The organism is Rhodospirillales bacterium RIFCSPLOWO2_02_FULL_58_16, assembly GCA_001830425.1.
Lineage (GTDB): Bacteria > Pseudomonadota > Alphaproteobacteria > Rhodospirillales > 2-02-FULL-58-16 > 2-02-FULL-58-16.
In genome coordinates, this window is record MIAA01000014.1 from 1 (window position 1) to 24,320 (window position 24,320).

General features: G+C 60.6%; 28 protein-coding genes. 10 read left to right on the forward strand and 18 right to left on the reverse strand.

Features of this window, described 5'->3' with window-relative positions; all coding sequences use genetic code 11:
• Nucleotides 1-160: 160 nt before the first annotated feature.
• Together A3H92_07305 and A3H92_07310 are read right to left on the reverse strand one after the other, a co-directional pair.
• The gene (locus A3H92_07305; GenBank protein ID OHC75852.1) at nucleotides 161-403 is read right to left on the reverse strand and encodes a hypothetical protein; all 243 of its coding nucleotides are present in this window, start codon (nucleotides 401-403) and stop codon (nucleotides 161-163) included.
• Nucleotides 400-1,224, reverse strand: coding sequence for a hypothetical protein (locus tag A3H92_07310; protein ID OHC75853.1), 825 nt, complete (start codon nucleotides 1,222-1,224; stop codon nucleotides 400-402). The genes A3H92_07305 and A3H92_07310 overlap by 4 nt, the downstream gene beginning before the upstream one ends.
• A gap of 100 nt (nucleotides 1,225-1,324) precedes the next feature.
• Between A3H92_07310 and A3H92_07315 the strand changes: the two genes are divergently transcribed.
• Complete coding sequence (locus A3H92_07315) at nucleotides 1,325-1,699, forward strand: hypothetical protein (protein OHC75854.1); 375 nt, start codon at nucleotides 1,325-1,327, stop codon at nucleotides 1,697-1,699.
• A 97-nt stretch (nucleotides 1,700-1,796) separates the two neighbouring features.
• The gene (locus tag A3H92_07320; GenBank protein OHC75855.1) at nucleotides 1,797-2,222 is read left to right on the forward strand and encodes a hypothetical protein; all 426 of its coding nucleotides are present in this window, start codon (nucleotides 1,797-1,799) and stop codon (nucleotides 2,220-2,222) included.
• 27 nt (nucleotides 2,223-2,249) lie between these two features.
• Here A3H92_07320 and A3H92_07325 read toward each other — a convergent pair whose 3' ends face one another.
• The 3 genes from A3H92_07325 to A3H92_07335 form a co-directional block, all read right to left on the reverse strand.
• The gene (locus A3H92_07325; GenBank protein ID OHC75856.1) at nucleotides 2,250-3,032 is read right to left on the reverse strand and encodes a hypothetical protein; all 783 of its coding nucleotides are present in this window, start codon (nucleotides 3,030-3,032) and stop codon (nucleotides 2,250-2,252) included.
• 73 nt (nucleotides 3,033-3,105) lie between these two features.
• Nucleotides 3,106-3,501: a phosphoribosyl-AMP cyclohydrolase gene (locus A3H92_07330; GenBank protein OHC75857.1), complete on the reverse strand. Its 396-nt coding sequence runs from the start codon at nucleotides 3,499-3,501 to the stop codon at nucleotides 3,106-3,108.
• 54 nt (nucleotides 3,502-3,555) lie between these two features.
• Nucleotides 3,556-4,437, reverse strand: coding sequence for a hypothetical protein (locus A3H92_07335; protein ID OHC75858.1), 882 nt, complete (start codon nucleotides 4,435-4,437; stop codon nucleotides 3,556-3,558).
• A 68-nt stretch (nucleotides 4,438-4,505) separates the two neighbouring features.
• On the opposite strand from A3H92_07335, the gene A3H92_07340 reads away from it, so the two are divergent.
• The gene (locus tag A3H92_07340) at nucleotides 4,506-5,297 is read left to right on the forward strand and encodes a zinc ABC transporter ATP-binding protein (protein OHC75859.1); all 792 of its coding nucleotides are present in this window, start codon (nucleotides 4,506-4,508) and stop codon (nucleotides 5,295-5,297) included.
• Nucleotides 5,290-6,075: a hypothetical protein gene (locus A3H92_07345; protein OHC75860.1), complete on the forward strand. Its 786-nt coding sequence runs from the start codon at nucleotides 5,290-5,292 to the stop codon at nucleotides 6,073-6,075. The genes A3H92_07340 and A3H92_07345 overlap by 8 nt, the downstream gene beginning before the upstream one ends.
• A gap of 18 nt (nucleotides 6,076-6,093) precedes the next feature.
• On the opposite strand, the gene A3H92_07350 is transcribed toward A3H92_07345, so the two are convergent.
• Genes A3H92_07350 through A3H92_07360 form a run of 3 tightly spaced genes read right to left on the reverse strand, consistent with a single transcriptional unit; the run spans nucleotide 6,094 to nucleotide 8,750 of the window.
• Complete coding sequence (locus A3H92_07350; protein ID OHC75861.1) at nucleotides 6,094-6,393, reverse strand: addiction module antidote protein, HigA family; 300 nt, start codon at nucleotides 6,391-6,393, stop codon at nucleotides 6,094-6,096.
• Nucleotides 6,394-6,453: 60 nt separating this feature from the next.
• Nucleotides 6,454-7,620, reverse strand: a complete 1,167-nt coding sequence (locus A3H92_07355; protein ID OHC75862.1) for a cystathionine beta-lyase — start codon at nucleotides 7,618-7,620, stop codon at nucleotides 6,454-6,456.
• A gap of 11 nt (nucleotides 7,621-7,631) precedes the next feature.
• Complete coding sequence (locus tag A3H92_07360; protein ID OHC75863.1) at nucleotides 7,632-8,750, reverse strand: branched chain amino acid ABC transporter substrate-binding protein; 1,119 nt, start codon at nucleotides 8,748-8,750, stop codon at nucleotides 7,632-7,634.
• Nucleotides 8,751-8,901: 151 nt separating this feature from the next.
• On the opposite strand from A3H92_07360, the gene A3H92_07365 reads away from it, so the two are divergent.
• Entirely contained in the window at nucleotides 8,902-9,513 is a 612-nt protein-coding gene (locus A3H92_07365; GenBank protein OHC75864.1) for a carbonic anhydrase, read from the forward strand.
• Between the two features lie 21 nt (nucleotides 9,514-9,534).
• On the opposite strand, the gene A3H92_07370 is transcribed toward A3H92_07365, so the two are convergent.
• The 9 genes from A3H92_07370 to A3H92_07410 form a co-directional block, all read right to left on the reverse strand.
• Nucleotides 9,535-10,245 (reverse strand): ABC transporter ATP-binding protein, encoded by a 711-nt coding sequence (locus A3H92_07370; GenBank protein ID OHC75865.1) that lies wholly within the window; start codon nucleotides 10,243-10,245, stop codon nucleotides 9,535-9,537.
• The gene (locus A3H92_07375; GenBank protein ID OHC75866.1) at nucleotides 10,238-11,044 is read right to left on the reverse strand and encodes an ABC transporter ATP-binding protein; all 807 of its coding nucleotides are present in this window, start codon (nucleotides 11,042-11,044) and stop codon (nucleotides 10,238-10,240) included. The genes A3H92_07370 and A3H92_07375 overlap by 8 nt, the downstream gene beginning before the upstream one ends.
• Entirely contained in the window at nucleotides 11,041-12,480 is a 1,440-nt protein-coding gene (locus A3H92_07380) for a hypothetical protein (protein OHC75867.1), read from the reverse strand. The genes A3H92_07375 and A3H92_07380 overlap by 4 nt, the downstream gene beginning before the upstream one ends.
• 4 nt (nucleotides 12,481-12,484) lie before the next feature.
• Entirely contained in the window at nucleotides 12,485-13,399 is a 915-nt protein-coding gene (locus A3H92_07385; GenBank protein ID OHC75868.1) for a branched-chain amino acid ABC transporter permease LivH, read from the reverse strand.
• Nucleotides 13,400-13,994: 595 nt separating this feature from the next.
• Complete coding sequence (locus tag A3H92_07390; GenBank protein OHC75869.1) at nucleotides 13,995-14,300, reverse strand: plasmid stabilization protein; 306 nt, start codon at nucleotides 14,298-14,300, stop codon at nucleotides 13,995-13,997.
• Between the two features lie 71 nt (nucleotides 14,301-14,371).
• Nucleotides 14,372-14,824, reverse strand: coding sequence for a hypothetical protein (locus tag A3H92_07395; GenBank protein OHC75870.1), 453 nt, complete (start codon nucleotides 14,822-14,824; stop codon nucleotides 14,372-14,374).
• A gap of 110 nt (nucleotides 14,825-14,934) precedes the next feature.
• The gene (locus tag A3H92_07400) at nucleotides 14,935-15,936 is read right to left on the reverse strand and encodes a cysteine synthase A (GenBank protein ID OHC75985.1); all 1,002 of its coding nucleotides are present in this window, start codon (nucleotides 15,934-15,936) and stop codon (nucleotides 14,935-14,937) included.
• Between the two features lie 234 nt (nucleotides 15,937-16,170).
• Nucleotides 16,171-16,803 (reverse strand): ADP-ribose diphosphatase, encoded by a 633-nt coding sequence (nudF, locus tag A3H92_07405; protein OHC75871.1) that lies wholly within the window; start codon nucleotides 16,801-16,803, stop codon nucleotides 16,171-16,173.
• The gene (locus A3H92_07410; protein ID OHC75986.1) at nucleotides 16,800-18,041 is read right to left on the reverse strand and encodes an amino acid dehydrogenase; all 1,242 of its coding nucleotides are present in this window, start codon (nucleotides 18,039-18,041) and stop codon (nucleotides 16,800-16,802) included. Before A3H92_07410 ends, nudF begins: the two co-directional genes overlap by 4 nt.
• Before the next feature lie 315 nt (nucleotides 18,042-18,356).
• Here A3H92_07410 and A3H92_07415 point away from each other — a divergent pair, with 315 nt between their 5' ends.
• The 5 genes from A3H92_07415 to A3H92_07435 all read left to right on the forward strand — a co-directional run bounded on the left by A3H92_07415 (nucleotide 18,357) and on the right by A3H92_07435 (nucleotide 23,861).
• Complete coding sequence (locus A3H92_07415; GenBank protein ID OHC75872.1) at nucleotides 18,357-18,890, forward strand: hypothetical protein; 534 nt, start codon at nucleotides 18,357-18,359, stop codon at nucleotides 18,888-18,890.
• 265 nt (nucleotides 18,891-19,155) lie between these two features.
• Entirely contained in the window at nucleotides 19,156-19,761 is a 606-nt protein-coding gene (locus A3H92_07420; GenBank protein ID OHC75987.1) for a (4Fe-4S)-binding protein, read from the forward strand.
• A 2-nt stretch (nucleotides 19,762-19,763) separates the two neighbouring features.
• Nucleotides 19,764-20,726 carry a hypothetical protein gene (locus A3H92_07425; protein ID OHC75873.1) on the forward strand — a complete coding sequence of 321 codons (963 nt, stop codon included), beginning with the start codon at nucleotides 19,764-19,766 and terminating at the stop codon, nucleotides 20,724-20,726.
• A 9-nt stretch (nucleotides 20,727-20,735) separates the two neighbouring features.
• Nucleotides 20,736-23,267: a DMSO reductase gene (locus A3H92_07430; protein OHC75874.1), complete on the forward strand. Its 2,532-nt coding sequence runs from the start codon at nucleotides 20,736-20,738 to the stop codon at nucleotides 23,265-23,267.
• Between the two features lie 9 nt (nucleotides 23,268-23,276).
• Nucleotides 23,277-23,861 (forward strand): hypothetical protein, encoded by a 585-nt coding sequence (locus A3H92_07435; protein ID OHC75875.1) that lies wholly within the window; start codon nucleotides 23,277-23,279, stop codon nucleotides 23,859-23,861.
• Between the two features lie 11 nt (nucleotides 23,862-23,872).
• Here A3H92_07435 and A3H92_07440 read toward each other — a convergent pair whose 3' ends face one another.
• Nucleotides 23,873-24,313, reverse strand: a complete 441-nt coding sequence (locus A3H92_07440; GenBank protein OHC75876.1) for a hypothetical protein — start codon at nucleotides 24,311-24,313, stop codon at nucleotides 23,873-23,875.
• Nucleotides 24,314-24,320: the final 7 nt, after the last annotated feature.

A 24,320-nucleotide genomic window follows, 5' to 3' on the forward strand; every position in this document is an offset into this window, starting at 1 on the left:
GTGGCTGAGGGAACTTTTGTACAAAATCATCGCCGCCATATGGGTCGTAATAATGCCTCAATCAGCACTCAACCCGGCTTATTAACGGTCGACGAGATATGCCTGACGCCGGTCGAGGAACTTTCGCCCGACGAGACAGGAATGGCCCACGGTGAAATTTTTAAGCAATAAGCCAGCGGTAGATGCCCAGTATGTCAACGGCTATGTAGGCGACGCACAGGAGCGCCAGCGCCGTGTCGCGCTGGATAGTCGCCGCCGCCAGCCACGCGCCGGAGGATACCAGGAAGGCGATGAACCCCCATCCCGATACGGGCAGGTTGAGGGCAATGATCAGCGCTCCCGCTATGCCGGTGATACTGCCGATCCATTTGAGCCATGGAAGCATGGGGGAAACGTGGTTCATTGCTTTTCCCGCTCCATGTCCCTGATCAGTTCGCGGGCGATTTTAACCGCTTGCCGGCGCGGCGTTCCGGCCGGCATACGCTTGTCATAAAGGACACGCAGAAGAATCTCGTCGTTGGCCGATAATGTCCGCCGCACGCTTTTGTTGTTGAAAACGGACGGCTCGACCAGATCGCTGTCGTTGGGCAGTCCGAGGGCCTGGGTCATTTCTTCAAGAAGGCAGGCGTCAACCTGATTATCGTCAAGCTGGTTGTTGACGACGATCACCGCCAGAATAATGTCGCCGGCGCCGTCGGCGGCGGTCAGGAAATAACAAACTCCCGGCGTCGCCAGTCCGGTGAGCATTTCAGGGGTAACGCCGGTGAAGCCCTTGAACAGGAAAGGCCCGGCCATGGCCATTCTGGGCACGAACTTGATCAGGAAATTGTGGCTTTCCCCGGTCTTCTTGCCGTCTTCGGTCTTGACTCCGGTCAGCTTGACCAGCGTGTTCAGGTGCTTTTGGATGCTCTGCACATGCTCGGGCCGGGGTTTTTGTTGCTCCAGCTTTAATTCCTTGCCGCCGCCCGGCTTGTCGATCATTTCACCGCCGAAGGCCGAGACGTTGATCCGCAGGGCCGAGCGCCATTTCTTGACCATCGTCGATGATTTGGCGATATCCTCATACTCCGCTCCGAAGACTACGGATTCAAAAAATGCGGCAAGGGTGTTCGCGCTCGCCCGCTCATCCCCCGCTACGGCGGCAACAATCCGCAGGCCGAGGACAACCGCCGACAACATAACGACTCTGCAACTGAAGCCGACCCATTTGCGCCATACAATCATGCCTGAGACGATACACCGGACTGTCGCGAATAAAAACCATAGAGAAATTATTGAACTATAATTTTATGATATTAAACTCATCAAAGACATGGCATTTACAATGAATAAAGTCTTTCGGATTTTATTGATCGCCGCGTCGGCGGCATGGATTCCCGGCGCCGTCTTGGCGGGGGATTTCGGTTTTAAGAGCGATGTCTTTCCCGTCCTCAGGATGAAGTGTCTGGAATGTCATCAACCGGGCGGCGCCGGACATGAAAAGAGCGGCCTGGACATGACCACTTATGAAAGCCTCATGAAGGGGACCAAAAACGGGCCGGCGGTCATTCCCGGCGATCCGCTCACCAGCACCCTGATGATGGTTCTCGACAAGCGCACCCATAAGGAAATCAGAATGCCCTTCAAAAGGCTGCCCTTAACCAAGGAGGAAAGAGGCGTGATCCGAAAATGGATTGCGCGGGGCGCAAAGAACGATTGAACGCGCACGGGCCGGAACCGGGCGCTTCTGGCTTTTATGACGACGATGTGGGATAATAAAGGACGTTCCGGCTCCATGATGGAAAAGAGGAGGTTCGATGAAACGTCCAACTCTCGAATGGTCGGACAAGTTCCTGATCGGCATCGAGGAACTCGACTATGAACACCACTGCCTGGTTGACGACATCAACAAGCTGCATCGGGAGTTGGCCGGGCGTAAGGGCGCGGACAAAGATATTGAGCTGATCAAGGATACCCTCGGCGAAATCCACGCCCGCATGCAGGCCCACTTTGCTCTTGAGGAACATGTCATGGAGGCCGACGCCTATCCTCACTATTGGGAGCACAAGGCGGAACACGAAAAACTTCTCGACGACTATACGGAATTCATGACCAAATTCGAGAGAGACCCCAACATGGACGATCAGGAAGCCATGGAAGACACCCTGCGCCTGTGGATCGTTGATCACATCATCGCCAGCGATAAAAAGATGAGCCGAATGATCAAGGATGCAAACAAGTAGGAAAACGCCGCCGCCGGAGGGAATCCGTTATTGCAGGGCTTTTCCGATGGCGCCTTCGAGCGCTTCCCGGGTGAAGGGCTTTTTGAGGGTGGCGTCGGCGCCGACGATGCCGGCGGCCTTCAGCGTCTGCTCCCCGGCCATTGCGTCCGACCATCCTCCGGACATGGCGATAACGCGGATGTTGGGCCAAATGTTGCGAATTTTCCCTATGCCTACCAGACCGCCTTCGCCGGGCATGAAAATATCCGTCACCAGGAGATCGACGCCGATGATGTCGGAAGATTCGAGAGCCGCCTCCATGGTTTCCGCGTCGTAAACCTCATAGCCGCAAGACTCGATCATGCGGGAAATCACCTTGCGCTGTACGCCGCTGTCCTCAACGACCAGCACGCGCAATCTTTGACCTTGCGCGGCGCTTCGCTTTTGCAGCAGGTAGTTGATTTTTTCCACCAGCCGCTCGATCTTGAAAGGTTTCTGAAGGACCACGTCGGCGCCGCACCTGCGGGCCTTGATCAGCGTGTCGTCGCGTCCGACGCCGTTAAAGCCTCCGGACATGGCGATAACCGAGACGTTCTTCCAGCGGCGACGAATCTCGGCTATCCCCTCGAACCCGTCCATGTCGGGCATGAAGATATCCGTCAGAACGACATGAATCTGGTCGCCGTTAAGAAGCAGGGCGTCCTTCATGCTGAGAGCGTTAATGGCTTGAAATCCCTCGTCCGACAGCCCCGCTGAAATGAAATTGCAGACGGTCGAGCTGTCGTCGACGACGAGGATTCGCTTGATGCCGCCTGATGGTCCTACCAACACAATCCCCCCGGATGCCGTTTGGTAACGTCCGCAGGTATAAGCCTTTTACCGAAAGGGCGCAATACCCGCGAGTTTAGCGATAAAGGTCGTCGGGGTTGATCTTGACATCGGCGATGACTGTCGCCTTGCCGTCCCTGACGGCGTTGTAAAAGCAGTTGTTGCGTCCGGTGTGGCAGGCCACGCCTTTTTGATCGACCATGACGAGAATTGTGTCGGCGTCGCAGTCCCAGCGGAAGTCCTTCAAGGTCTGCACCTGACCGGATTCCTCGCCCTTGCGCCACAGCTTGCTGCGGGAGCGCGACCAATAGCAGACCCTGCCGGTTTTGAGGGTTTCGGCGACCGAGTCCCGGTTCATCCAGGCCATCATCAACACCTCTTTGCTGTCGTATTGCTGGGCGATGGCTGGGACCAGACCGTCCGCGTTGTATTTAAGGGCGTCAAGCACCGCGTTTATTGCATCGTCATTCATTAAATCGTCTCCGTGAAACTGTGCGCCCTGTATTCGGACTTCACGGCGATTCTGTCAAGGGGGGCCGAGGCATTCGGAGAGAGATTCGGCGTTCGCCGACATCATCTTGAAATAGAGATCGGGGCCGGCTTCCATGTCGCTGCCGAGGGGATCAAGGACGCCGATCCTGACCGCCGACCCCTCGGCCAGCGTCGCCGTCAGCCTGGAGTCAAATTGCGGTTCGCGGAATATGCAGCGCACGCCGAGCCGGCTGATCCTGTGGCGCAACTCGGCGAGTTTGCGTGGTCCCGGATTCACTTCAGGGTTAAAGGCGACAACCCCGGCGACGTTTAGCTCGTAGGCCGCCGCCAGATGACTGTAGGCGTTGTGAAAAACGATAAAGGGGATGTTTGTCAACTTGTCCAGCTTGAGCCTCATCTCCGCGTCAAGGTTGTCGAGGCGTTGCGAAACGCGCAGGCCGTTGGCGCGGTAATGAAATATGTTCGGCGGGTCGGCGGCGCTCAACGCGGCGACGGCGACGGCGACCATGGCGCGGGCCTTGCCGGGATCGAGCCAAAGGTGGAGGTCCGGTTCTTCCGCTTCGTGTTCATGCCCCGACGCCGTGACATTGATGGGGATATCGGCGGCGAGTTCAATGATGCGGGCATTTTCCGCCAGGGCTTGCAACGGCTTGGTCAGGAAGGCTTCCATAGCCGGGCCGATCCAGAACACCAGTTGCGCCTGACCAAGCTGTCGGCTGTCCGACGGCTTGAGGGCGTAGGTGTGGGGCGAGTCGCCTCCCTTGACGATCAGGTAGGGAACGCCGACGCCTTCCATGACGCCGGCGATCAGGGAATGGACGGGCTTGATGCTGACGGCGACCCTGGGCGTTTCCGCCGAAGCGGGAAGCGCCGCAAACAGGGCGATGACGATTAAAAGCGTAACCCGCTCGAACAAGGCGTTGTCTCCGAATTATCTGTGTTTCGGCAATAGCGGCATTATAATAACCGTTTTTGATTGGAAGTATGATCTTGGATAATTCCCTGCTGATAGAGGCGTCCGGCATCGGCGTAGCTTTCGGCGGCAGGGCGGTGCTGAACGATGTCGGCATTGCCGTTCCCTCGGGCGGGATCGTTACCCTGATCGGCCCCAACGGCGCCGGCAAGACGACGCTGGTGCGGGTGATGTTGGGGCTACAGAGGCCCGACCGGGGAAAGGTTGCGCGCCGCCCCGGACTCACCGTCGGCTACATGCCGCAAAGCCTGGAGCCGAACCCGTCCCTGCCGATGACGGTGGGGCGGTTCATGGCGATCAGCGTGCCCCGCGTCCATGCCGAAAAGGGAAAGCGCATGGCCGCCCTTGACGAGGTGGGGGCCGCTCACATCCATGACAGCCCTCTTGCCGGGATATCGGGCGGAGAACTGCGCCGGGTGATGCTGGCCCGCGCCCTGCTGCGCAATCCCGACCTTCTGGTGCTGGACGAACCGGCGCAAGGCGTTGACATCGGCGGCCAGGCCGACCTCTACCGCCTGATCGGGCGTATCCGCGACGACAGGGGGTGCGGGGTGCTGATGGTGTCTCATGACCTGCATCTGGTGATGGCGGCCACCGATCATGTGATTTGCCTCAACCACCATGTCTGTTGCGCCGGACACCCGGAAACGGTGTCCCGCGATCCCGCTTTTATTACTATCTTCGGGGAACGCGCCGCCGTTAATTTTGCCGTCTACCATCACCATCACGATCACGGCCACGACGCCGACGGAAAGGTGGTTTCTCTGAATGAGGCGGCGGGCGGGGAGGGGGAGCATGGATGATTTCCTGATCCGCGCCCTGATCGGCGGTTTCGGCGTCGCCGCCGTCGCCGGCCCGTTCGGCGTCTTCATGGTGTGGCGGCGGCTGGCCTATTTCGGCGACACCCTCGCTCACGCCGCGTTGCTGGGGGTGGCGCTGGGGTTCCTGCTGGGCATCGGCCCCGATATCGGCGTGGCCGTCGTCTGCCTGATCGTCGCCGCGCTGCTGACTCAATTACAGCGTATGCGAAGCCTGGCCGGCGACACCCTGCTCGGCATACTTTCCCACGGGGCGCTGGCCTTCGGGGTGATCGCCCTGTCGCTGATCGAAGGCCCCCGCGCCGGCCTGATGTCTTATTTGTTCGGCGACATTCTGGCGGTGAGCGGCGGCGACATCGCCCGGATTTACGGCGGCGGAGCCGTAGCGGCGGCGTCCCTGTTTTTCCTGTGGAGGCCGCTGTTGGCCGCCGCCGTCCACGAGGAACTGGCCATTGTCGAAGGAGCGCCGGTGGCCGGAGCGCGTCTGGCCTTTATGCTGCTGCTGGCGGTGGTGGTGGCCCTGGCGATGAAGGTTGTCGGCATCCTGCTGGTGACGGCGTTGCTGATTATTCCCGCCGCCGCCGCCCGCTCATTGGCCTCATCGCCCGAGCAGATGGCGGCGCTGGCCTCCGTCGCCGGTTGCGTCGCCGTCGCTTCCGGTCTGTGGGGATCGTTCGTCTTCGACGCGCCGAGCGGGCCGTCGATCATCGTCGCGGCGCTGGGACTGTTCGCGCTGAGTCTGATGTTTACTAAAAAGCGCTGAAACTTGCGCCTCGCCAGATCAAGCCGTCCTCGGATGGACGCCGGCCTCGATCTCGGCTCCTGACCGGTCGCGGGCCAGTTCTAGATCGTAGGTCGCCTGCATGCCGATCCAGAACTCGGCTGAAGCGCCGAAATAGCGGGCCAGTCTGAGCGCCGTGTCCGGCGTCACCGCCCGCTTGGCATTGACGATCTCGCTGATGCGTATCTGCGGCACGCTGATCGCCTTGGCCAGCGCATACTGGCTCAAGCCCAACGGCTTGAGAAAGTCCTCCCGCAGCACTTCGCCGGGATGGGTTGGAGCAAAATCGGCCATGGTCAAAGACTCCTCAACGGTAATTGCATCTCGTTAGCTAACGCAAAGGATAAGTAATCGCGGCGTTCAAAAAGCGTTGAGTCGCTCAAGGCCCTGTTCCAGATCGCTGATCAGATCGTCCTGGTCTTCCAGTCCGGCGTGGATGCGGAGGTAACGGCCCTTGTGCGGCCATGCGGCAGCGGTGCGGGACCGGGCCGGGTCGAGGGGCAGGATCAGGCTCTCGAAGCCGCCCCAACTGAAGCCCATGGCGTATAGCTTCAGGCCGTCCAGCATGGCCGCCACCGCCTGTTCGGCGTAGCCCTCCTTGAGAACCACCCCGAACAAGCCGGAGGCGCCGGTGAAATCCCGTCGCCACAGGTCATGACCGGGACATCCCGCCAGCGCCGGGTGCAGCACCAGACCGACTTCCGGGCGCTCGGCCAGCCAACGGGCCAGCGCCAGCGCCGTCTGCTGGTGACGGGCGAGGCGAACGCTCAACGAGCGCAGGCCGCGCAGCCCCAGGTAGCAGTCATCGGGACCGGCGCATGAGCCGATGGCGACAGCCGCCGTCTTGACCTTCTTGTACAGCTCATGGGTGGTGGTGACGATACCCAGCATGGCGTCGGCATGACCGACGATATACTTGGTGGCCGCTTGAACCGATACATCAACGCCGTGTCCGAAGGCGTTGAAATATAACCCTGAACTCCAGGTGTTGTCCATGATAACAACGGCCCCGCAGGCGTGGGCGGCCAAGGCTATGGCCGGGATGTCCTGGACCTCGAAGCCGAGCGAGCCGGGGGATTCGACGAACACCGCCCTGGTGTCGGGCCTGATCAATTCGGCGATGCCGCCGCCGATCATCGGATCGTAGTAGGTGGTCTCGACGCCGAAGCCCCTCAACATGCCGTCGCACAGCTTGCGGGTGGGATTGTAGACGCTGTCGGTCATCAGAAGATGGTCGCCGGCTTCGAGGAAGGCCATCAGCGCGACGGTGACGGCTCCCAGCCCCGACGGCAGGGAGATCGCCCGGTCGCCGCCTTCCAGCGCCGCCACCGCTTCTTCGAGGGCGAACGTGGTCGGCGTGCCGAAACGTCCGTAGTAGACCTGGTCGAACGGCGTCCTTATCGCCGCTTCCAGCGCCGCCACGGTGGGAAAGGTGACGGTGGACGCATGGTAGACCGGCGGATTGACGATGCCGTGGTTGTCTTCGGGGCGGCGTCCGGCGTTAGCGAGGATAGTGTCTTTTTTCATGTTATTTCATCTTACTCGGCGTAGTCGTATTTGCCCTTGCTCCACTTGTAAAACACATAGCCCGGCGCCGTTATATCGCCTTTTTTGTCGAAGCCGAAGGTTCCGATCACGGTGTCGAACCGTCCTGAATGCAGGGCGGGAATAACCTTGGCGGGGGCGGCGGAGCCGGCGGTTTCCGCCGCTTGCGCCCAGGCCTGGATGGCGGCGTAGGTGTAAAGCGTATAGCCCTCCGGCTCGTAGCCGCCCTTGCGCAGCTTCTCGACCACGGGAACGGCGGCAGGGTTGCGGCGCGGATCGGGGCCGAAGGTCATCAGCGTTCCCTCGCCGGCGTCGCCGGATATCTGCCAGTACTCGCTGACGATCAGGGCGTCGCCGGAAACCAGTTGCGGCTTGTAGCCCTGCTCATGGGCCTGGCGGATGATCAGCCCGGCCTCGGTATGGTAGCCGCCGATGTACAAAACATCAATAGCCGCCGCTTTCAGTTTGGTGACGATGGCCGAGTAATCCTTTTCGCCGGCGGCGTAGGCCTCGTACATGGCCTCTTTTACGCCGCGTTTCGCCAACTGTTTTCCGGTCTCGTCGGCCAGTCCCTTGCCGTAGGTGGTCTTGTCGTGAAGGATGGCGATCTTTTTGCCGGGAAACTTGTCGGCCAGATAGTCGCCGGCGACGGCGCCTTGCCGGTCGTCGCGGCCGCAGGTGCGAAAGACGTTGGGGTTGCCTTCATCGGTCAGCGCCGGGTTGGTCGAGGCCGGGGATATCTGCAAAATGCCTTCCTCGGCGTAGACCTTGGACGCCGGTATCGACGAGCCGGAGCAGAAATGACCGGCGACGAAGACAACGCCGTCGCTGGCCATCTTGTTGGCGACGGCCACCGCCTGTTTCGGATCGCAGGCGTCATCGCCGACGATCAGCTTCAGTTGTCGGCCCAGCACCCCGCCCTTGGCGTTGAGGTCGGCGACCGCCGTTTCGGCGCCCTTGTACATCTGTTCGCCGAACGAGGCGTACTGGCCGGTTATCGGGCCGGCGACGGCGATGGCGATATCCGCCTCCGCCTTGGCCGGGGAAAAGCCGGTTACGGCGCCGGCGACGGCAATAGCGGCGGCGATAAGCCGGCGGCGCCTTTTGTTCATGTCACCCTCCGCACAGATTCATTCGTCATCATTTATCGCCACCACCTCCTTGCGAAGGAGGGGGCAGGGGGAGGTTAGCTCATAATCGGATATGCCTCCACATCTGATTAAATTATGGCGCACCGGCAGGGTTTGGACCATAAGGAACCGCATGGAGGAACTGATCGAAGGGTATCGTCGTTTCCGCGCCGAGGTGTGGCCGCGTGAGCGTGAGCGTTTCCGCTCCCTGAGCCGGCAAGGCCAGCAACCGCGCACCCTCGTCATCGCCTGTTCGGACAGCCGCGTTGACCCGCAGATGATTTTCAGCGCGGCGCCGGGAACGTTGTTCGTCATCCGCAATGTGGCTAATCTGGTTCCGCCCTACGTTCCCGACGCGGCTTACCACGGCACCAGCGCGGCGCTGGAATTCGGGGTGCGGGTGCTCGGCGTCAGGCGAATCATCGTCATGGGCCACGCGCTTTGCGGCGGCGTACATGCGCTGCTGGACGGAACGCCGTCTCACATTCACGACTTCGTCAGGCCGTGGGTTCAAATCGCCGAGACGGCGCGACTGCGCGCGCTCCGGCACGAAACGGCGGAGGCGCGTCAGGAAGCCTGCGAGCATGAGACGGTGCGGCTGTCGCTTGATAACCTGAGGACGTTTCCGTGGATCATGGAGGCCGTCGCCGCCCGCCGCCTTGCCCTGCACGGTTGTTATTTCGATATCCGCACCGGAGAACTTTCGCAGATAGGGGCGGACGGAGCCTTCGCGCCGGTTGCCTGACCGGGAATTACAGGGATGCGCTCATCGTCCGCCTTCCAGGTACGAGGCGCGGATTTCCGGGTCGGCCAGCAGTTCCTCGCCGCTTCCGCTTAGGGCAATCCTGCCGTTGACCATGACATAGCCCCGGTGGGCCAATTTCAGGGCGTGGCAGGCGTTCTGCTCGACCATGAAGATGGTGACGTTCTCGTGTCGGTTGATCTCTTTTATCACCCGGAATATCTGCTTCACCAGCATCGGCGCCAGCCCCAGCGACGGCTCGTCCAGCAGCAGTAGCTTGGGGCGGCTCATCAGGGCGCGGCCGATGGCCAGCATCTGCTGCTCGCCGCCCGACAGGTTGCCGCCGTTCTGGCTCTGGCGCTGCATGAGGATGGGGAACAGGCAAAACACCCTGTCCAGGTCCTTGTCGAAATGCTCCGGATCGCCGGCGACGGCGCCCATTTGCAGGTTTTCCAGCACCGTCATGCGGGGAAATATCCGCCGCCCCTCCGGCGCCTGGGCCAGGCCCAAGCGGGCGATTTCGAAGGTGGGCAGCGCCGTGATGTCCTTGCCTGCGAAGGTTATGCGCCCGTGTTTGGCGCGGGGGCTGCCGAAGATGGTCATCAGCAGCGTCGATTTGCCGGCGCCGTTGGCCCCGATCAGGGTGACGATCTCGCCCTCGTTGACCTTCACATCGACGCCGCGCAGGGCCTCGATGTTGCCGTAGAAGGCGTGAACCCGCGAGACGTCAAGCATCGTCGGCGTCCTCGCCCAGGTAAGCGCGGATGACGGCGGGGTTGTTGCGGATGTAATGAGGCGCGCCCTCGGCGATCTTTCGACCATAGTCGAGCACCACGATGTGGTCGGAAATCTCCATGACCACGCTCATGTCGTGCTCGATCAGCAGCACGCCGATGCCGCGCTCGTCGCGGATGAAGGCGATCAATCGGTTGAGGTCGGCGGATTCCCTGGGGTTCAGACCCGCCGCCGGCTCGTCCAGGCACAGCAGCACCGGGTCAATGCACATGGCGCGGGCGATTTCGAGGCGGCGTCCGCCGCCGTAGGGCAGGGCGCCGGCCATGATGTCGGCGTGCGCGGTCAGTCCCACCTTGTCCAGCCAGTAGCGGGCGGCGTCGATAGCCTGCTTCTCGGCGTGATCATAACGCGCCGGCCGGAACAGCCCGCCCAGCGTGTAGGCCGAGGCCTTCATCAGGGCGTTGTGCTGGGCGACGATCAGGTTTTCGAGAACCGTCATGTTGGGGAACAGGCGAATGTTCTGGAAGGTGCGCGCCACCCCGGCCTGCCGGGCGATGCGAAAGCTCTCCATCCCTTCCAGACGCATGTCGCCGTGGCGCGGATGGTTCAGTCGCAGACTGCCGGCGCTCGGCGCGTAGAAGCCGGTCAGGCAGTTGAACAGCGTGGTTTTGCCGGCGCCGTTGGGGCCGATGACGGCGGTGATCTTTTTGCCGGCGGCCTTAAAGGAGACATCATCGACAGCCGTCAGGCCGCCGAAACGCATGGTCAGGCCCTCCACCGACAGCAGGGGGGCGTTCATCGCTTTTTGCCCGGCAGGCGGGGGTGCAGGCGGATGGTCGGCTCGCGGTGAGCGAGAAGCCCCGACGGCCGCAAGACCATGATCAGCATCATGGCGCCGCCGAAAACCAACATGCGGTACTGTTGAAGCTCCCGAAAGAACTCAGGCACGCCGATCAGCAGGATGGCGGCGATCGCCACCCCGATCTGGCTGCCCATGCCGCCGAGGACGACAATCGCCAGAATGATCGCCGATTCCAGGAAGGTAAAGCTCTCCGGGCTGATGAACCCCTGGCGGGTGGCGAAGAACGAGCCGCCGAACCCGGCGAACATGGCGCCGACGGCGAACGCCGTCAGCTTGGCGTTGCGCGGGTTGATGCCCAGCGAGCGGCAGGCGATTTCGTCCTCGCGCAGCGCCTCCCAGGCGCGTCCCACCGGCAGTTTGCGGACGCGCATGGTGAAAGCGTTGGCGGTCAGCGCCAGCGCCAGAATTACATAGTAAAGAAAAATAATCCGGTCGATGGGCGAATAACTCAGTCCGAAGAAGCTATGGAAGGTCTGTTCGCCTTCCGCCGGATACTGCTTGAACGGCAGTCCGAAGAAGCCGGGCCGAGGAATGCCGGAGATGCCGTTGGGGCCGTTGGTGAGTTGCTGCCAGTTGAGCAGCAAGACATGCACCATCTCGCCGAAGCCGAGGGTGACGATGGCGAGATAATCCCCTCTCAGCCTCAGCACCGGAAAGCCGAGAAGAATGCCGGCGAAGGCGGCCATGATCCCGGCCAGCGGCAGGCAGACCCAGAATCCCCAGCCGAAATTCTGGGCCAGCAGGGCGTAGCTGTAAGCGCCTACCGCGTAGAAGGCGACATAGCCGAGGTCGAGCAGGCCGGCCAGCCCGACCACGATGTTGAGGCCCCAGCCGAGCATGACGTAGGTGATCACCAGGGTGGCGATATCGATCAGGCGGCGATCGGCGAACGGCAGCAGGGGCAGGATCAGGGCGACGGCGATCAACAGGGGACCTAGATAGACGGTAACTTGGTGTATCCCGGCAAAAGCGTCGGCGCTAAACTTGGCGCGGCGGATCGTCAACGCGGCGCGTAAAGCCATGATCAGGCCGCAAACGGCGACAAGGGCGTCGATAACCGGAACGCCGAACGGTTGCAACGACTCAACTCCGCCGACGACTCCGATCAAGGCGGCAAGGGCGACGGCGGCGCTGATGAACAACGCCGGCCAACCTCTGTTCCGGCGCAGCAGAGCCGCCGCTAGGCGTCCGATAAAGGCGAGGGCGACGGCCATGGCCACGGCATCGAAGCGGGTGGCTATTTCCAGGCCGCCGGGCCTGTCCTTGGTCTCAAAACCGACCAGTATGAAGGTAAGGCCGAGAACTACCATGGCAGTAAGCGCCGCCTCTTTGATTACGGCTGAGACATTGAAGTTTTGCGTTTTGGCGGTCATCGCCTCACACCTTTTCGAGGTCGGGTTTGCCGAGCAGTCCGGTGGGCCGGAAGATCAGCGCCATGACCAGAATTGAAAAGACGGCGACATCCTTGTAGGCGACTGAAAAATAGCCCGACCACAGGACTTCGATAAGGCCGATCAGCACTCCGCCCAGCATCGCTCCCGGCAGCGAACCGATGCCGCCGAGAACCGCCGCCGTGAACGCCTTGATGCCGGCCGTGAAGCCGATATAGAAGTCGATCACTCCATAGTGCAGAAGGAAAACCAGACCGGACACCGAAGCCAGCGCCGCGCCCATGATGAATGTCAGCGAGATGGTCCTGTTGACATTAACCCCCAGCAGGGCGGCCATGGCCATATCCTGTTCGCAGGCGCGTTGGGCGCGACCCAGCGGCGTGCGGGCGATAATCAGCGAAAGCGCCGCCATCAGCGCCGTCGTCAGCGCGACAATAATGATTTGCAGATAACTGACGGTGACGCCGAAGTCGCCCGCTCTCATGATCTCGAAGCCACCGCTGATCATCGGCGGCAGGGGCTTGACCCTGGCGCCCTGAAGAAGCTGGGCGTAGTTCTGGAGGAAAATGGACATGCCGATGGCGGTAATCAGGGCGGCCAGCCGGGGCGCTCCCCGCAACGGGCGGTAGGCTATCCGCTCCAGCGCCCAGCCGTAGACGGCGGTCAACGCCATGGTGACCAACAGCGCAATGAGCAGGGCCGCAGGCGCCCAGGCGATGCCCAGACTCGTTAAAACCAGGATGGTAATCAACGAAATGAAGGCGCCGATCATGAATATCTCGCCGTGGGCGAAATTGATCATGCCGATAATGCCGTAGACCATGGTGTAGCCGATGGCGATCAGGCCGTAGACGGCCCCCAGCGTCAGTCCGTTAAGCAACTGCTGAACGAAATACTCCATCCGTCCGGCTTACCTTAGAGCACTATCTGACCAAATTGAACCGCCTGCGCCGGAGGTATTTTTCGACGCAGGCAGGAAAAGGGCGCGGCTCGTAGCGTACACTACGGGCAAGCCCTTTGACAAACCCGCGTCGGAAAAGACCCCGGCCCTTCGGGTTGCGCCTTGGCGGACGCCCGCTTCGTTGCGCCGTTTGACCGATGCTTTTGCATCGCTCTTCGCGTCGCGTCTTGCGGATCGCCTCGCCAATGCGCAACGCAGATGATTCAATTTGGTCGGATAGTGCTCTAGAAATCATGTTTTCGTAAGTTGTTCTTTTCTCAAAGACCAAAATAGGTTACCCTTCGGGTGAGTTTCATGGCGGTTACGTTTAGGCGCCTGGATTGATTCTTTTGTAAAAGAAGGGGAAGTCGATGACTGAAGCCACGCATGAAAAGCCGACTGTTTCCAACATCGCCGGCATCGCCGTTGCGGTAATTCTTATCGGCATGACGACCGTTATAGTCTCGCAACAAAACGATTTGAAAGACGCGGTGAAAGCATTGGCGATTGTTTCCGCCAAGTGCTCAAAATAAGATTGTCGAGAGCAAAAACGGTTCTAGGAACGGGCTGGTTTGCGCTTTGCTTGCGCCAAGGTTGGTTTTGCTGACGACATTTGTTGTGTCGCGTGTTTCATTCTTAAAATCTGCACTGTGCGGCCCTCGTCCGGCACACGATAAAAAACGATGTAGTTAGGATGTGCAACAAGCTCTCGGACGCCGGGCAGGCGACCGGGTCGGCCAAGCTCGGGATGCCGGGTCAGCAGTTTCGTCTTGTCGCGTAGTTCCTTGCCGAAGTTCTTGGCGCGCGTCGGGTTGTCCTTGCCGATGTATTGAATGATGGAGCGTAAGTCTTCGCGGGCCATAGGTCGCCATTCAACGCGGTAGGTCTTGGTTGTCACTCTTCGTTTCCATCACGCATGTGATCTGTGGTGACTCATGCGTGTTTTCTCTTGGCGACCGGCAAGGCGGCAATGTCGGCGTCCATCTCGGCCATGACTTCATCATGGGGAATGTTTGACCGGGGGTCGTCGATGGATTCCTGAATCTCGGCGGCCAGCCGCTTGTTATAGGCGGCGGCCTCATGCGCCTCGCGCATGGCTTGGGCGCGTTTTTGCCGGCTCCGGCTCATGTCTTTTTGGCCGGGATTCCAGTGGGTTGCGTCGAGTCGGGCAACGGCGATGCCGATATTATGCAGCACGACAAGCGCGGACGTGGGATTGCCGAAGCGGCGCGGCTCAACGCTGCGTGCTTTGGATAAAACGGCGTTTTGGCCGCTGCGGGTGGCGATTTCCAAAAAGAAACCGGCGCCTTCCCCTTTCAGGGTGACGCCGACAACGCCGCCGGCGCTGACAGCAGCGCGTAACTGCTCCATGGTCATGCTTTGCATGGGTCGTTCCTCTATCGGTTAAGTTACAAGATGCATCATAATTGTGTATGACCTATAGAAAACATGCAAGTTTTCCATGGATTTGCTTGACCGGGGCGCAGTCCATCAAATCACGCCATCCACTCCGGGAACGGCAGGTTTTTGCCGCGCAGGAAGGCCGGGTTGAACAGCTTGCTTTGGTAGCGGTTGCCGAAGTCGCCGAGGATGGTGACGATAGTGTGGCCGGGGCCGAGGGTTTTCGCCAGCCGGATGGCTCCGGCGACGTTGACGCCGCTTGATCCTCCCAGACACAGCCCTTCGTGTTTTAACAGGTCGAAGATGATCGGCAGCGCTTCCTCGTCGGGGATTTGATAAGGCTCGTCGATTTTGAGGCCTTCCAGATTTTTGGTAATGCGGCCTTGGCCGATGCCTTCGGTAATCGACGAGCCTTCGGCCTTCAACTCGCCGTGCTTGTAGTAATGGTAGAGCGCCGCTCCCATCGGGTCGGCAAGTCCGATAACCACGTCCTTGTTGCGTTCGCGCAGAGCCATGGCGACTCCGGCCAGCGTTCCCCCGGTGCCGACGGAACAAATAAAGCCGTCAACCGCGCCTTCGGTCTGCCTCCAGATTTCCGGGCCGGTGGTTTCGTAGTGGGCGCGGCGGTTGGCGATATTGTCGAACTGGTTGGCCCAGACGGCGCCGTTAGGTTCGCTTTTTGCCATTTCCTCGGCCAGCCGAGCGGAGTAACGCACATAGTTGTCGGGGTTCTTGTAGGGCACGGCGGGCACCTGGCGCAGATCGGCGCCGCACAGACGCAGCATGTCCTTCTTTTCCTGACTCTGGGTATCGGGGATGACGATGACGCTGCGGTAGCCCAGCGCGTTGCCGACCAGGGCGAGGCCGATGCCGGTGTTGCCGGCGGTGCCTTCGACGATCACGCCGCCGGGCCTGAGTTCGCCGCGCTCCTCGGCGTCGCGCACGATGTACAGGGCGGCGCGGTCCTTGACCGAACTGCCGGGATTGGCGAACTCGGCCTTGCCCAGAATGTTGCAGCCGGTAACTTCGGAAGCCCGGCGCAGACGGATCAGCGGGGTATTGCCGATGGCTTCGAGGAAACCGTCGCGGATGTCCATAGGGGAGAACCTTGTGGCAAGAAAAAACGCAAGACTAACGACGGCCCCGGCCCCGATCAAGCATCCTTAACCTCCCCCAACCCCTCCTTGGTAAGGAGGGGAGGTTGCCGCCCGCTAAACGCGAAGCAAAGATTTCAAACATGGATAGACATGTGTATTCGGGATTTTTACTTCATTTTTATCCTGTCCATCCTGTTCATCCATGTGAATAAATGAATCGCCTGTTGCCGGCGATCAAGCATCCTTGCGCCATTGTTTGCGGACTTTTTGGCGGTTGATCCTGAACCATTGCAGGGCGATGATGGTCATGGCGTTGCAGATTTTCCCGCTGTCCAGCCACTGGTAGGCCTCGCTCGGCGTGGCTGCTATGACCCGCAGGTTTTCGTGTTCGTCGCCCAGGCCGTGGATGCCGCCGGCGGCGGCGGCGTCTATCCGGCCGCAGAAGATGAAAACCGACTCGGAGGAGCCGCCGGGGCTGACCAGATAGCGGCAGACCGGAATGATCTCCCTGATTTCGCAGTTTGATTCTTCCATCGCCTCGCGCCGGGCGACGCCTTCGGGAGTTTCGCCGTCCTCGATGATGCCGGCGATGATTTCGATCAGCCACGGCGATCCGTCGTCGCCGAACCGGGGCGATAAAAAGGCGGCGAAGGCGCCGGGGCGGAATTGCTCGATGAACGCCAGCTTGTCGAGGTCGGGGTCATAAAGGATGGCGGCGGCGGCGTGGCCCCGCTCGAATACCTCGCGCACCATCTCGCCGCTCCACCCGCCCTCGAACAGGCGGTGCCTCAGCCGGTAGCGGTCAACGCGGAAATAGCCGGTGAAAGGGGTTTGTTTCTCAATGATTTCAACGTCGTCCATATTCATCGTTCTAATCCTAAGCCGCTGATGTCGATTTCGGGTCGCCGGCCGCTTACCAGGTCGGCCAGCACCCGGCCGGAGCCGCAGGCCAGGGTCCAGCCGAGGGCGCCGTGGCCGGTGTTGAAAAACAGGTTGGGATACTTCGCCGGTCCGATGATGGGCGCGCCGTCCGGGGTGGCGGGGCGCAGCCCGGCCCAGAACTCCGCCTGGGCGGCGTCGCCGCAGCCGGGGAACAGCTCCAGCGCCGCGTCAAGGATAGAGCGGGCGCGGGTTTTGTTGACGGATGTATCGTAACCGGCGAACTCCGCCGTTCCCGCCGCCCGCAGACGGTCTCCGAGACGGCTGTAGACCAGTTTCAGTTCGTCATGGGTGATGCTGAGCATGGGCGCTCTGCTCCGGTCGTTAACGGGGATGGTGACCGAGTAGCCTTTGACCGGATAGACGGGAAGGCGGATGCCCAGCGGCCTGACCAACAAGGCGCCGTAGCTGCCAATGGCCAAAACGAAGACATCGGCCCGGTACATTCCCTTGTCGGTCTCGACGCCGGAGATTCTGCCGCCGTCGGCATGGATGCGCTTTACCGTGACGCCGTGCAGGAAGTTGACGCCGAGTCCGGCGCTGATTTCGGCCAGCCTCGCCGTGAACTTGTAGGCGTCGCCGCTTTCGTCGCCGGGGATATGGATGCCGCCGGCAAGGGCGGGGGCGACGGCCAACGCCGGCTCCAACGCTACGCAGCCGGCGGCGTCCACCGGAAGGCGTTCACATCCCGCCCCGCTCATCAGTTCCGCCTGCTTCAGGGCGCGACGATATTCACGCGCCTCCCGATAGACATGCAGGATGCCGCCCGTCAGTTGATCATAGGCGATGGCGGTCTCCGCCCTCAGTTCGGCCAGCGCCTTGCGGCTGTAAAGGGCGAGGCGCAACGTGCGGGCGGCGTTGAGGCGCGTCCTGCCGGGCAGGCACTCGGCGAGAAAGCGCAGACTCCACGACCACAGGGCCGGATCGGCGTGCAGACGGTAAAGCAGCGGCGCATCGTCCCGCCCCAGCCATTTCAGCGCCTTCAAAGGAGTCGATGGATTTGCCCAAGGCTCGTGGCCGGTCGAAATCTGGCCGCCGTTGGCGAAACTGGTTTCCAGGCCGACGCCCTCCTGACGGTCGATTACCGTGACCTGATGGCCGCGACGAGCGAGGTAATAGGCGGCGGCGACGCCGACCACGCCGGCGCCCAGCACCAGGATTTCTATTTTATTTTTGTTCTCGGCAACAGACATGACAAACCATATACAAGACTATCGGCGTAAAAACAGCTACACTGGAAGGCATGATCTTGTTTTCATGGTCGTGGAGCATAACGGGCAATGGTCAAGGAAAAGAATACAGAACCCCGCGTGAGTTGCTTCACCTGCCAAATGAGGAATCATTCCGAGTGGAGCGTTTTGACTCTACGGGAGCTTGAGTTTCTCGACTCGAAGAAAGTCTGTCGACAGTACGCCCGTGGCGAGTTTGTTTTTCACGAAGGCGATCCCTGCCGGGGAATTTACTGCGTTGAGAGAGGCCTGGTGGGAATTCGCAAGGCTGACGCCGAAGGCAATTCCGTTCTGTTGGGGCAGTTGGCCGAGTCGGGCAGCACGCTCGGCTACCGACCCCTCCTTGCCGGAGAGAACCACCGGGCCGGCGCCGAGGTTCTGAAAGAAAGCACGATCTGCTTTATAGACAAATCATCGGTATGGGAGCTTATCGGCCACAATCCGAACCTGGGAGTTCAGTTCCTGCGCGTCGCCTCAAAGGCTCTCGGCGAGGCCGAGGAGGAAATCCTTAAGTTGATCACGCTCGATCTGCGCACCCGACTCGTTCACCTGCTGCTGATCTTCATCAAGCATTACGGAACGATCCTGGAAAGCGGCGCCGTGATGCTGGAGCTTCCTTTGTCGCGCCCGGATATGGCGGCGATGGTCGGCGCCCGCCCCGAATCCGTCTCACGCATTATTCGCAAAATGGAGAATGACGGCGTCGCCGTCTTTTCAGGCCGCATGGTAAACATTCCCGAGATCGAAAGGCTCCGGCGGGAAATTTGGCGCGATCACCATATTTGATTCGTTATCAGCCGGGAGTTAATTTTCAAAAATTAACCCAGGTCATTGTCCCGGTTCGGATAAAGCCCCAAACTCGCGAACCGGTAGTTCTGTAAGTGCATCCGTTTAACCACTGCGAAAAGGGGGGTCCGTCATGAATGGTTCCCAACTCGACCTGACCCGCAGGGATATCGTGAAGAGTCTGGGCGCGGGAGCGGTGGCGGTAGCGGCGGCTCTGCCGTCGTCCGCCGGAGCGGCGACGGCGGCCAAGTCTCCCCGTTACGGCATGGTCATCGACACCCGGCGCTGCTCCGGGTGTCATGCCTGCTCCGTCGCCTGCAAGAGCGAGTTTAATGTCCCTCTGGGTTTAACCCGATCCTGGGTCGAATATATCGAAAAGGGCGATTTCCCCAATGTCAGCGTCAGCTTCCTGCCGCGTCTGTGCAACCAGTGTCGGCATGCGGCCTGCGCCGATGTCTGTCCTACCGGGGCGACGTACAAGCGCCAAGACGGCATCGTCGCCATCGATCCCGACATCTGCATAGGCTGCAAATACTGCCTTCAGGCCTGCCCCTATGACGCCCGTTTCATCAACCCGGTCACCGGGGCGGCGGATAAATGTGACTTCTGCCTGCACAGGATAGAGAAAGGCATTGAGCCGTCTTGCGTCAACACCTGCCCCGGCAGGGCGCGTATCTTCGGCGATCTCAACGATCCCGGCAGCGAGATATCGAAGGTGATCAGTAGAAATCCGGTGACGGTGCTGCGCAAGGGCATGGGGACGGAGCCTTTTGTTTTCTACATCGCCGCCGATCATGCCGACGAGCATGACCGCAAGCGCGGCTGGAACATGCGCGTGACGACCCATCGTCGCCAAAAAGAGAGGAGGTAGTCATGACCGAATATCTGAATTGGGGACTACCTATTATCGGCTATTTTTTTCTGGCGGGAACGGGGGCGGGCGCGGCGACGGTCAGCGCCTCGGTGTTGCTCCGGGGCGGCGGCGGCGGGTTCGGCGGTCAACACTTCAGGCTGGCGCGTTACGGCGCCATGATCGCGCCGCTTCCGGTAATGATCGGTTCGGCGCTGCTGATTCTGGAACTCGGGTCTTTTGAGGCGGGGAGCTACTTCAAATTTCTCTATCTTTTCTCTACCATCAACCTGTCGCCGATGTCGGTCGGCTCATGGCTGCTGATGGCGTTCATCGCCGTCAGCCTTGCCTATGCTTATACTTTCCTCGACAATGACGCCTCCCCGAATGACAGGATGGCGGGCCGGAGGAGGGCCTTGGCCTGGATTACCGTTCCCTTCGGCATTGCGGTGGCGATCTATACCGGCGTCCTGCTCGGCGCCATGCCGGCAAGGCCGTTCTGGAACTCGCCGATCATAGCCATGTTATTCATGATTTCGTCCCTATCGACGGGCGTAGCGGCGATTCTTCTCGCCAGGGCGTTGCTCCATGCGGAGGCGCCGGCTTCCGAAGCCAAGAATATTCAGTTCGGTGGTTATCTGCTGACCGCTTCCGATCTCATGCTGATCGGGTTCGAGGCGGCGATTGTCTTCCTGTTCGTCATGTTCGGCTACCTTACGGTCGGCGATGTCGGCTACGCGGTGGACGTGATCATGCCGGGGGGTAGTCTGGCCGCCCTGTTCTGGGTCGGTTTCGTACTTATCGGTCTGCTGCTGCCGGCGCTGGTCGAGCTGAGGTACGTTCTTCCGAAACTTCTTTACCACAAGGATTTCTCACCGTCGCGCAGCACGGAGATGCTGGTGTCGACGGTGGTTCTGCTCGGCGGCTTCATGCTCCGCTATGTGGTGGTGATTGCGGGTCAGATCACCGGCCCGGTTGGAATATAGGAGGGTGCGATGCTTAACCGTCGGAAATTCCTGGAACTGGGCGCCGCCGTCGCCGCCGCAGCGACGGTTTTATCCGGTGGAACGGCCCTCGCCGCGCCGCAAGGCGTGACGTTCAAGGGCGGCAAGGATTTTTCGCCGAAAACAGGGAAAGAACGCACCGCCATACCCTCCGCCTGCTGGGGCTGCGTAACCCGTTGTCCGATGATCGGCTATGTGGAGGACGGCAAGATAGTCAAGATCGAAGGCCAGCCCAAATCTATCCGTACCGAGGGCGTCATGTGCGCCAAGGGGCAGGCAGGCGTCAATCAGGCCAACGATCCTGATCGCATCCTCTACCCCATGAAGCGCGTCGGCAAGCGCGGCGAGGGGCAATGGAAGAGAATATCCTGGGACGAGGCCATGGGTGAGTTGACGGCGCGTTTGAAGAAGCTCAGGGATGAAGGAACGCCGGAAAAATTCGCCTTCCATTACGGACGGATGAAGTCCTCGTCCGGCAAGCTGATCAAGGATGTCTTTCTGGCCGCCTACGGAACGGGCACTATCGGCGACCACACCAGCATCTGCGAGGGCGGTAAATGGACGGCCCAGGAGCTGACCTGGGGCGTCTCGTATGATAACTGGGACTTCGACAATGCCCGCTATATCCTCAACTTCGGTTCCAATGTTCTGGAAGCCCATACCAACCACACCCCGACGGCGCACCGCCTGTTGCGGGCGATGGCGGACAGAAAAATCAAGATGGTGACTTTTGACGTGCGCATGTCCAATACCGCCGCCAAATCGACAGAGTGGATGCCGATCAGGCCGGGAACCGACATGGCCGTGGCCCTGGCCATGTGCAGCGTGGTCATGGAAAAAGACCTTTACAAAGGCGAGGGCGAGGAGCTTTTCAAGTTCTGCAAGGTTGCTTCCGGCTTCGGCGCCTCCACCGAGGAAAAGGTGGCGGCGCTGAAAGCGCATCTGGCTCCCTATACGCCGGAATGGGCGGAGAAAATCAGCGGCGTTCCCGCCGTCAAGATCAGGGAAATCGCCGTCGCCTTCGCCGCCGCCAAGCCGGCGTGCGTCATCAGCTATCGCGGGGCCGTTGCTCACTATAACGGCAATGATACCGAACGGGCGATCCAGATGCTGGCCACGATCACCGGCAACATCGACAACCCCGGCGGTCGCTGCAAAGCCGTTGACGCCAAATGGAAATACCATAAGGGACCGAAAGACAAGCCGAAGGCCAGGAAACTGAATATCCTGGACGGCTTCAAGGGCGACGCGGCGCTGCCCACGCACCATGTAAGCCACCGCCTGCTCAAGATGATCAAGGACGGCAAAGCCGGACGGCCCGACGTTTATATGTGGTACTGCTATACGCCGGTGTACGCCAACGGCGAGGTTCAGGAGAATATAGACATCCTGAAAGACGAAACCTTGATCCCGTATACGGTATGCGTCAACCCGTTCTATGATGAGTCGGCGGCGCTGGCCGACCTTATCCTTCCCGACGCCACTTACCTTGAAAGGTGGGATACCGAGGACATGGTGTCCCCTAATCAGATCGCCGAATACGCCATCCGTCAGCCTTTGATCAAGCCGATGGGCGAAGCCAGGAACTTCGCCGATGTCTGCTGCGAAATGGCCGAGAGGATGGGGTTCCCGCTCGGCTTTGCTTCGATGGAGGAGTTCGTCAAGATCGCCTGCAACGAGACGCCGGGCGTCAAGGAAGCCGGCGGATTCGAGTATATGAAACAGCAGGGCGTCTGGCATGACCCGGAGGCCAAGCCTAAATACTTCTCGTACAAAAAGGCGATCAAGCCGGAAGAGTATGAGGCCGAGGGCGTTATCCTTGACGAGGCTACGGGGGTCTATTGGGAGTGGAAGAAGGCCGAGGCGGAAAGCGCCGAAGAGGCCCGCGCCAAGGGTTACTCCCACACCAAGAAATCCTATTCCGGGTACGTCGGCCAGAAGATCGGCGGCGCCGTCTACTATGGCTTCAAGCCCGACAAACTCAACAAGTCTGGATATATGGAACTCTACTCAACCATCATGGAGGAAAACGGGTTCCCGCCGCTGCCGACATGGACCGCCATTCCCGAACACGGCAAGATGAAAGCGGGCGATATGATCCTCACCACCTACAAGGCGGCGCCGCAGACTCAATCGCGATCACAGAACTGCAAGTGGCTGACCGAGATTTATCACGACAATCCGGCCCTGATCAACCCGGCCACGGCCAAGGAAAAGAACATCGCCGACGGTGACCGCATCAAGGTCAAGTCAAAGATCGGCGAGATCGTAACCATGGCCAGAGTGACCGCCTGCGTAGTCCCCGGCGTGGTTGCCATCGCGCATCACTGCGGGCATTGGGAATATGGCCGTTACGCCAGCGGCAAGAAGGCGCCGGAAGGAGTCGACGATGCTGATTTTGCCGGGATGTGGTGGAAGGGGAGTCATGGCGTCCACCCCAACTGGATCATCCCCAACGACCCTGATCCGGTCAATGGACAGATCACGGTCATGGATACGGTTGTCTCCGTTACCAAGGCTTGAGGAGCGTTGATGGGCTTTCCCTTGCGGCTGCTGATTTTGTCAGCGTCGGCGTTGGCGCTTTACTCGCTCGTTACGGCTTCCTCCCGCCCCGCCAATCCTTGCGGGTGGTGGGGCGACGGCGAGGTGGACCTGACCGGACGGGAAATCACCTACGGCAATCCGGAAGATGCCTCTCCTGCTTCGTCTTACTCGTCGGCGGCCATGACGGGCCACGGCATCGCCATTTTCCGCCCGGATCACGCGGTGCCGTATTTACGCGCCGTAGCCGGACGAAATATCTCCGGCATTAACCGGCTTAAGCCCGCCGGGTTTGTTTTTGTCATTGATCTCGGCATGCCGACGGCGACAGCCGCGCTGCACAGGGCCGAGGCCGAGGGAGCGGGCATGGGCTATATCGGCATGGCGGTGGAGGGAGAAACGCCGTCGGCGGAACAAGTAAAGCAATTCTCGGCGGCGGTTGACGATCCAGCCAATCGGCCGATGGTTGTCTTCGCCCCGACATCCGAACTGCTGGGGACGATATGGACGCTCCATCGCCTGGGCCAGGGAGAACTTCAGGGTACCGCCGTCGGCGAAGGTCGGGCGTTACAATAGGGTGAGCAATATCATGCTTCGTCGTAATCGACGGTCAGGCCGGCCTCACGGAACATAGTGTCGGAGATTCTTGCCTGCTCGCCCCACTTTATCTGCTCGAAGTCGGGCTTGGGCGCCACCACCCGGACGATTCCGGCCTGGATAATGATCACCGCGCAGCGGGCGCAGGGGGCCAGAGGGGTGACATAGAGGGTGCATCCGTCGGCCTGTCGTCCGGCGAAGAGAATGGCGTTCTGCTCGGCGTGAACCACCATCTCGTACTTGACGGCGCGGTCTCCCAGACGCTCCTCGCTGTCCTCGATGCCGGCGGGAAAGCCGTTGAAGCCCACCGAGATGACGCGCCGCTTCTCAGTGTGGGTGAGAACCGCCCCGACCTTGGTCGAGGGGTCCTTGGACCAGGTGGAGATATGTTCGGCGAGGTCCAGGAATCTGCGGTCCCAGCGGTCAATCATTGCGTTT

Bases quoted from the DNA above. Each gene is read 5' to 3' on its own strand.
- A3H92_07305 (OHC75852.1), bottom strand. From the start codon at position 403: ATGAACCACGTTTCCCCCATGCTTCCATGGCTCAAATGGATCGGCAGT.
- A3H92_07310 (OHC75853.1), bottom strand. From the start codon at position 1,224: ATGATTGTATGGCGCAAATGGGTCGGCTTCAGTTGCAGAGTCGTTATG.
- A3H92_07315 (OHC75854.1), top strand. From the start codon at position 1,325: ATGAATAAAGTCTTTCGGATTTTATTGATCGCCGCGTCGGCGGCATGG.
- A3H92_07320 (OHC75855.1), top strand. From the start codon at position 1,797: ATGAAACGTCCAACTCTCGAATGGTCGGACAAGTTCCTGATCGGCATC.
- A3H92_07330 (OHC75857.1), bottom strand. From the start codon at position 3,501: ATGAATGACGATGCAATAAACGCGGTGCTTGACGCCCTTAAATACAAC.
- A3H92_07340 (OHC75859.1), top strand. From the start codon at position 4,506: ATGATCTTGGATAATTCCCTGCTGATAGAGGCGTCCGGCATCGGCGTA.
- A3H92_07345 (OHC75860.1), top strand. From the start codon at position 5,290: ATGGATGATTTCCTGATCCGCGCCCTGATCGGCGGTTTCGGCGTCGCC.
- A3H92_07355 (OHC75862.1), bottom strand. From the start codon at position 7,620: ATGAAAAAAGACACTATCCTCGCTAACGCCGGACGCCGCCCCGAAGAC.
- A3H92_07360 (OHC75863.1), bottom strand. From the start codon at position 8,750: ATGAACAAAAGGCGCCGCCGGCTTATCGCCGCCGCTATTGCCGTCGCC.
- A3H92_07365 (OHC75864.1), top strand. From the start codon at position 8,902: ATGGAGGAACTGATCGAAGGGTATCGTCGTTTCCGCGCCGAGGTGTGG.
- A3H92_07370 (OHC75865.1), bottom strand. From the start codon at position 10,245: ATGCTTGACGTCTCGCGGGTTCACGCCTTCTACGGCAACATCGAGGCC.
- A3H92_07375 (OHC75866.1), bottom strand. From the start codon at position 11,044: ATGAACGCCCCCCTGCTGTCGGTGGAGGGCCTGACCATGCGTTTCGGC.
- A3H92_07380 (OHC75867.1), bottom strand. From the start codon at position 12,480: ATGACCGCCAAAACGCAAAACTTCAATGTCTCAGCCGTAATCAAAGAG.
- A3H92_07385 (OHC75868.1), bottom strand. From the start codon at position 13,399: ATGGAGTATTTCGTTCAGCAGTTGCTTAACGGACTGACGCTGGGGGCC.
- A3H92_07390 (OHC75869.1), bottom strand. From the start codon at position 14,300: ATGGCCCGCGAAGACTTACGCTCCATCATTCAATACATCGGCAAGGAC.
- A3H92_07395 (OHC75870.1), bottom strand. From the start codon at position 14,824: ATGCAAAGCATGACCATGGAGCAGTTACGCGCTGCTGTCAGCGCCGGC.
- A3H92_07400 (OHC75985.1), bottom strand. From the start codon at position 15,936: ATGGACATCCGCGACGGTTTCCTCGAAGCCATCGGCAATACCCCGCTG.
- nudF (OHC75871.1), bottom strand. From the start codon at position 16,803: ATGAATATGGACGACGTTGAAATCATTGAGAAACAAACCCCTTTCACC.
- A3H92_07420 (OHC75987.1), top strand. From the start codon at position 19,156: ATGGTCATCGACACCCGGCGCTGCTCCGGGTGTCATGCCTGCTCCGTC.
- A3H92_07425 (OHC75873.1), top strand. From the start codon at position 19,764: ATGACCGAATATCTGAATTGGGGACTACCTATTATCGGCTATTTTTTT.
- A3H92_07430 (OHC75874.1), top strand. From the start codon at position 20,736: ATGCTTAACCGTCGGAAATTCCTGGAACTGGGCGCCGCCGTCGCCGCC.
- A3H92_07435 (OHC75875.1), top strand. From the start codon at position 23,277: ATGGGCTTTCCCTTGCGGCTGCTGATTTTGTCAGCGTCGGCGTTGGCG.
- A3H92_07440 (OHC75876.1), bottom strand. From the start codon at position 24,313: ATGATTGACCGCTGGGACCGCAGATTCCTGGACCTCGCCGAACATATC.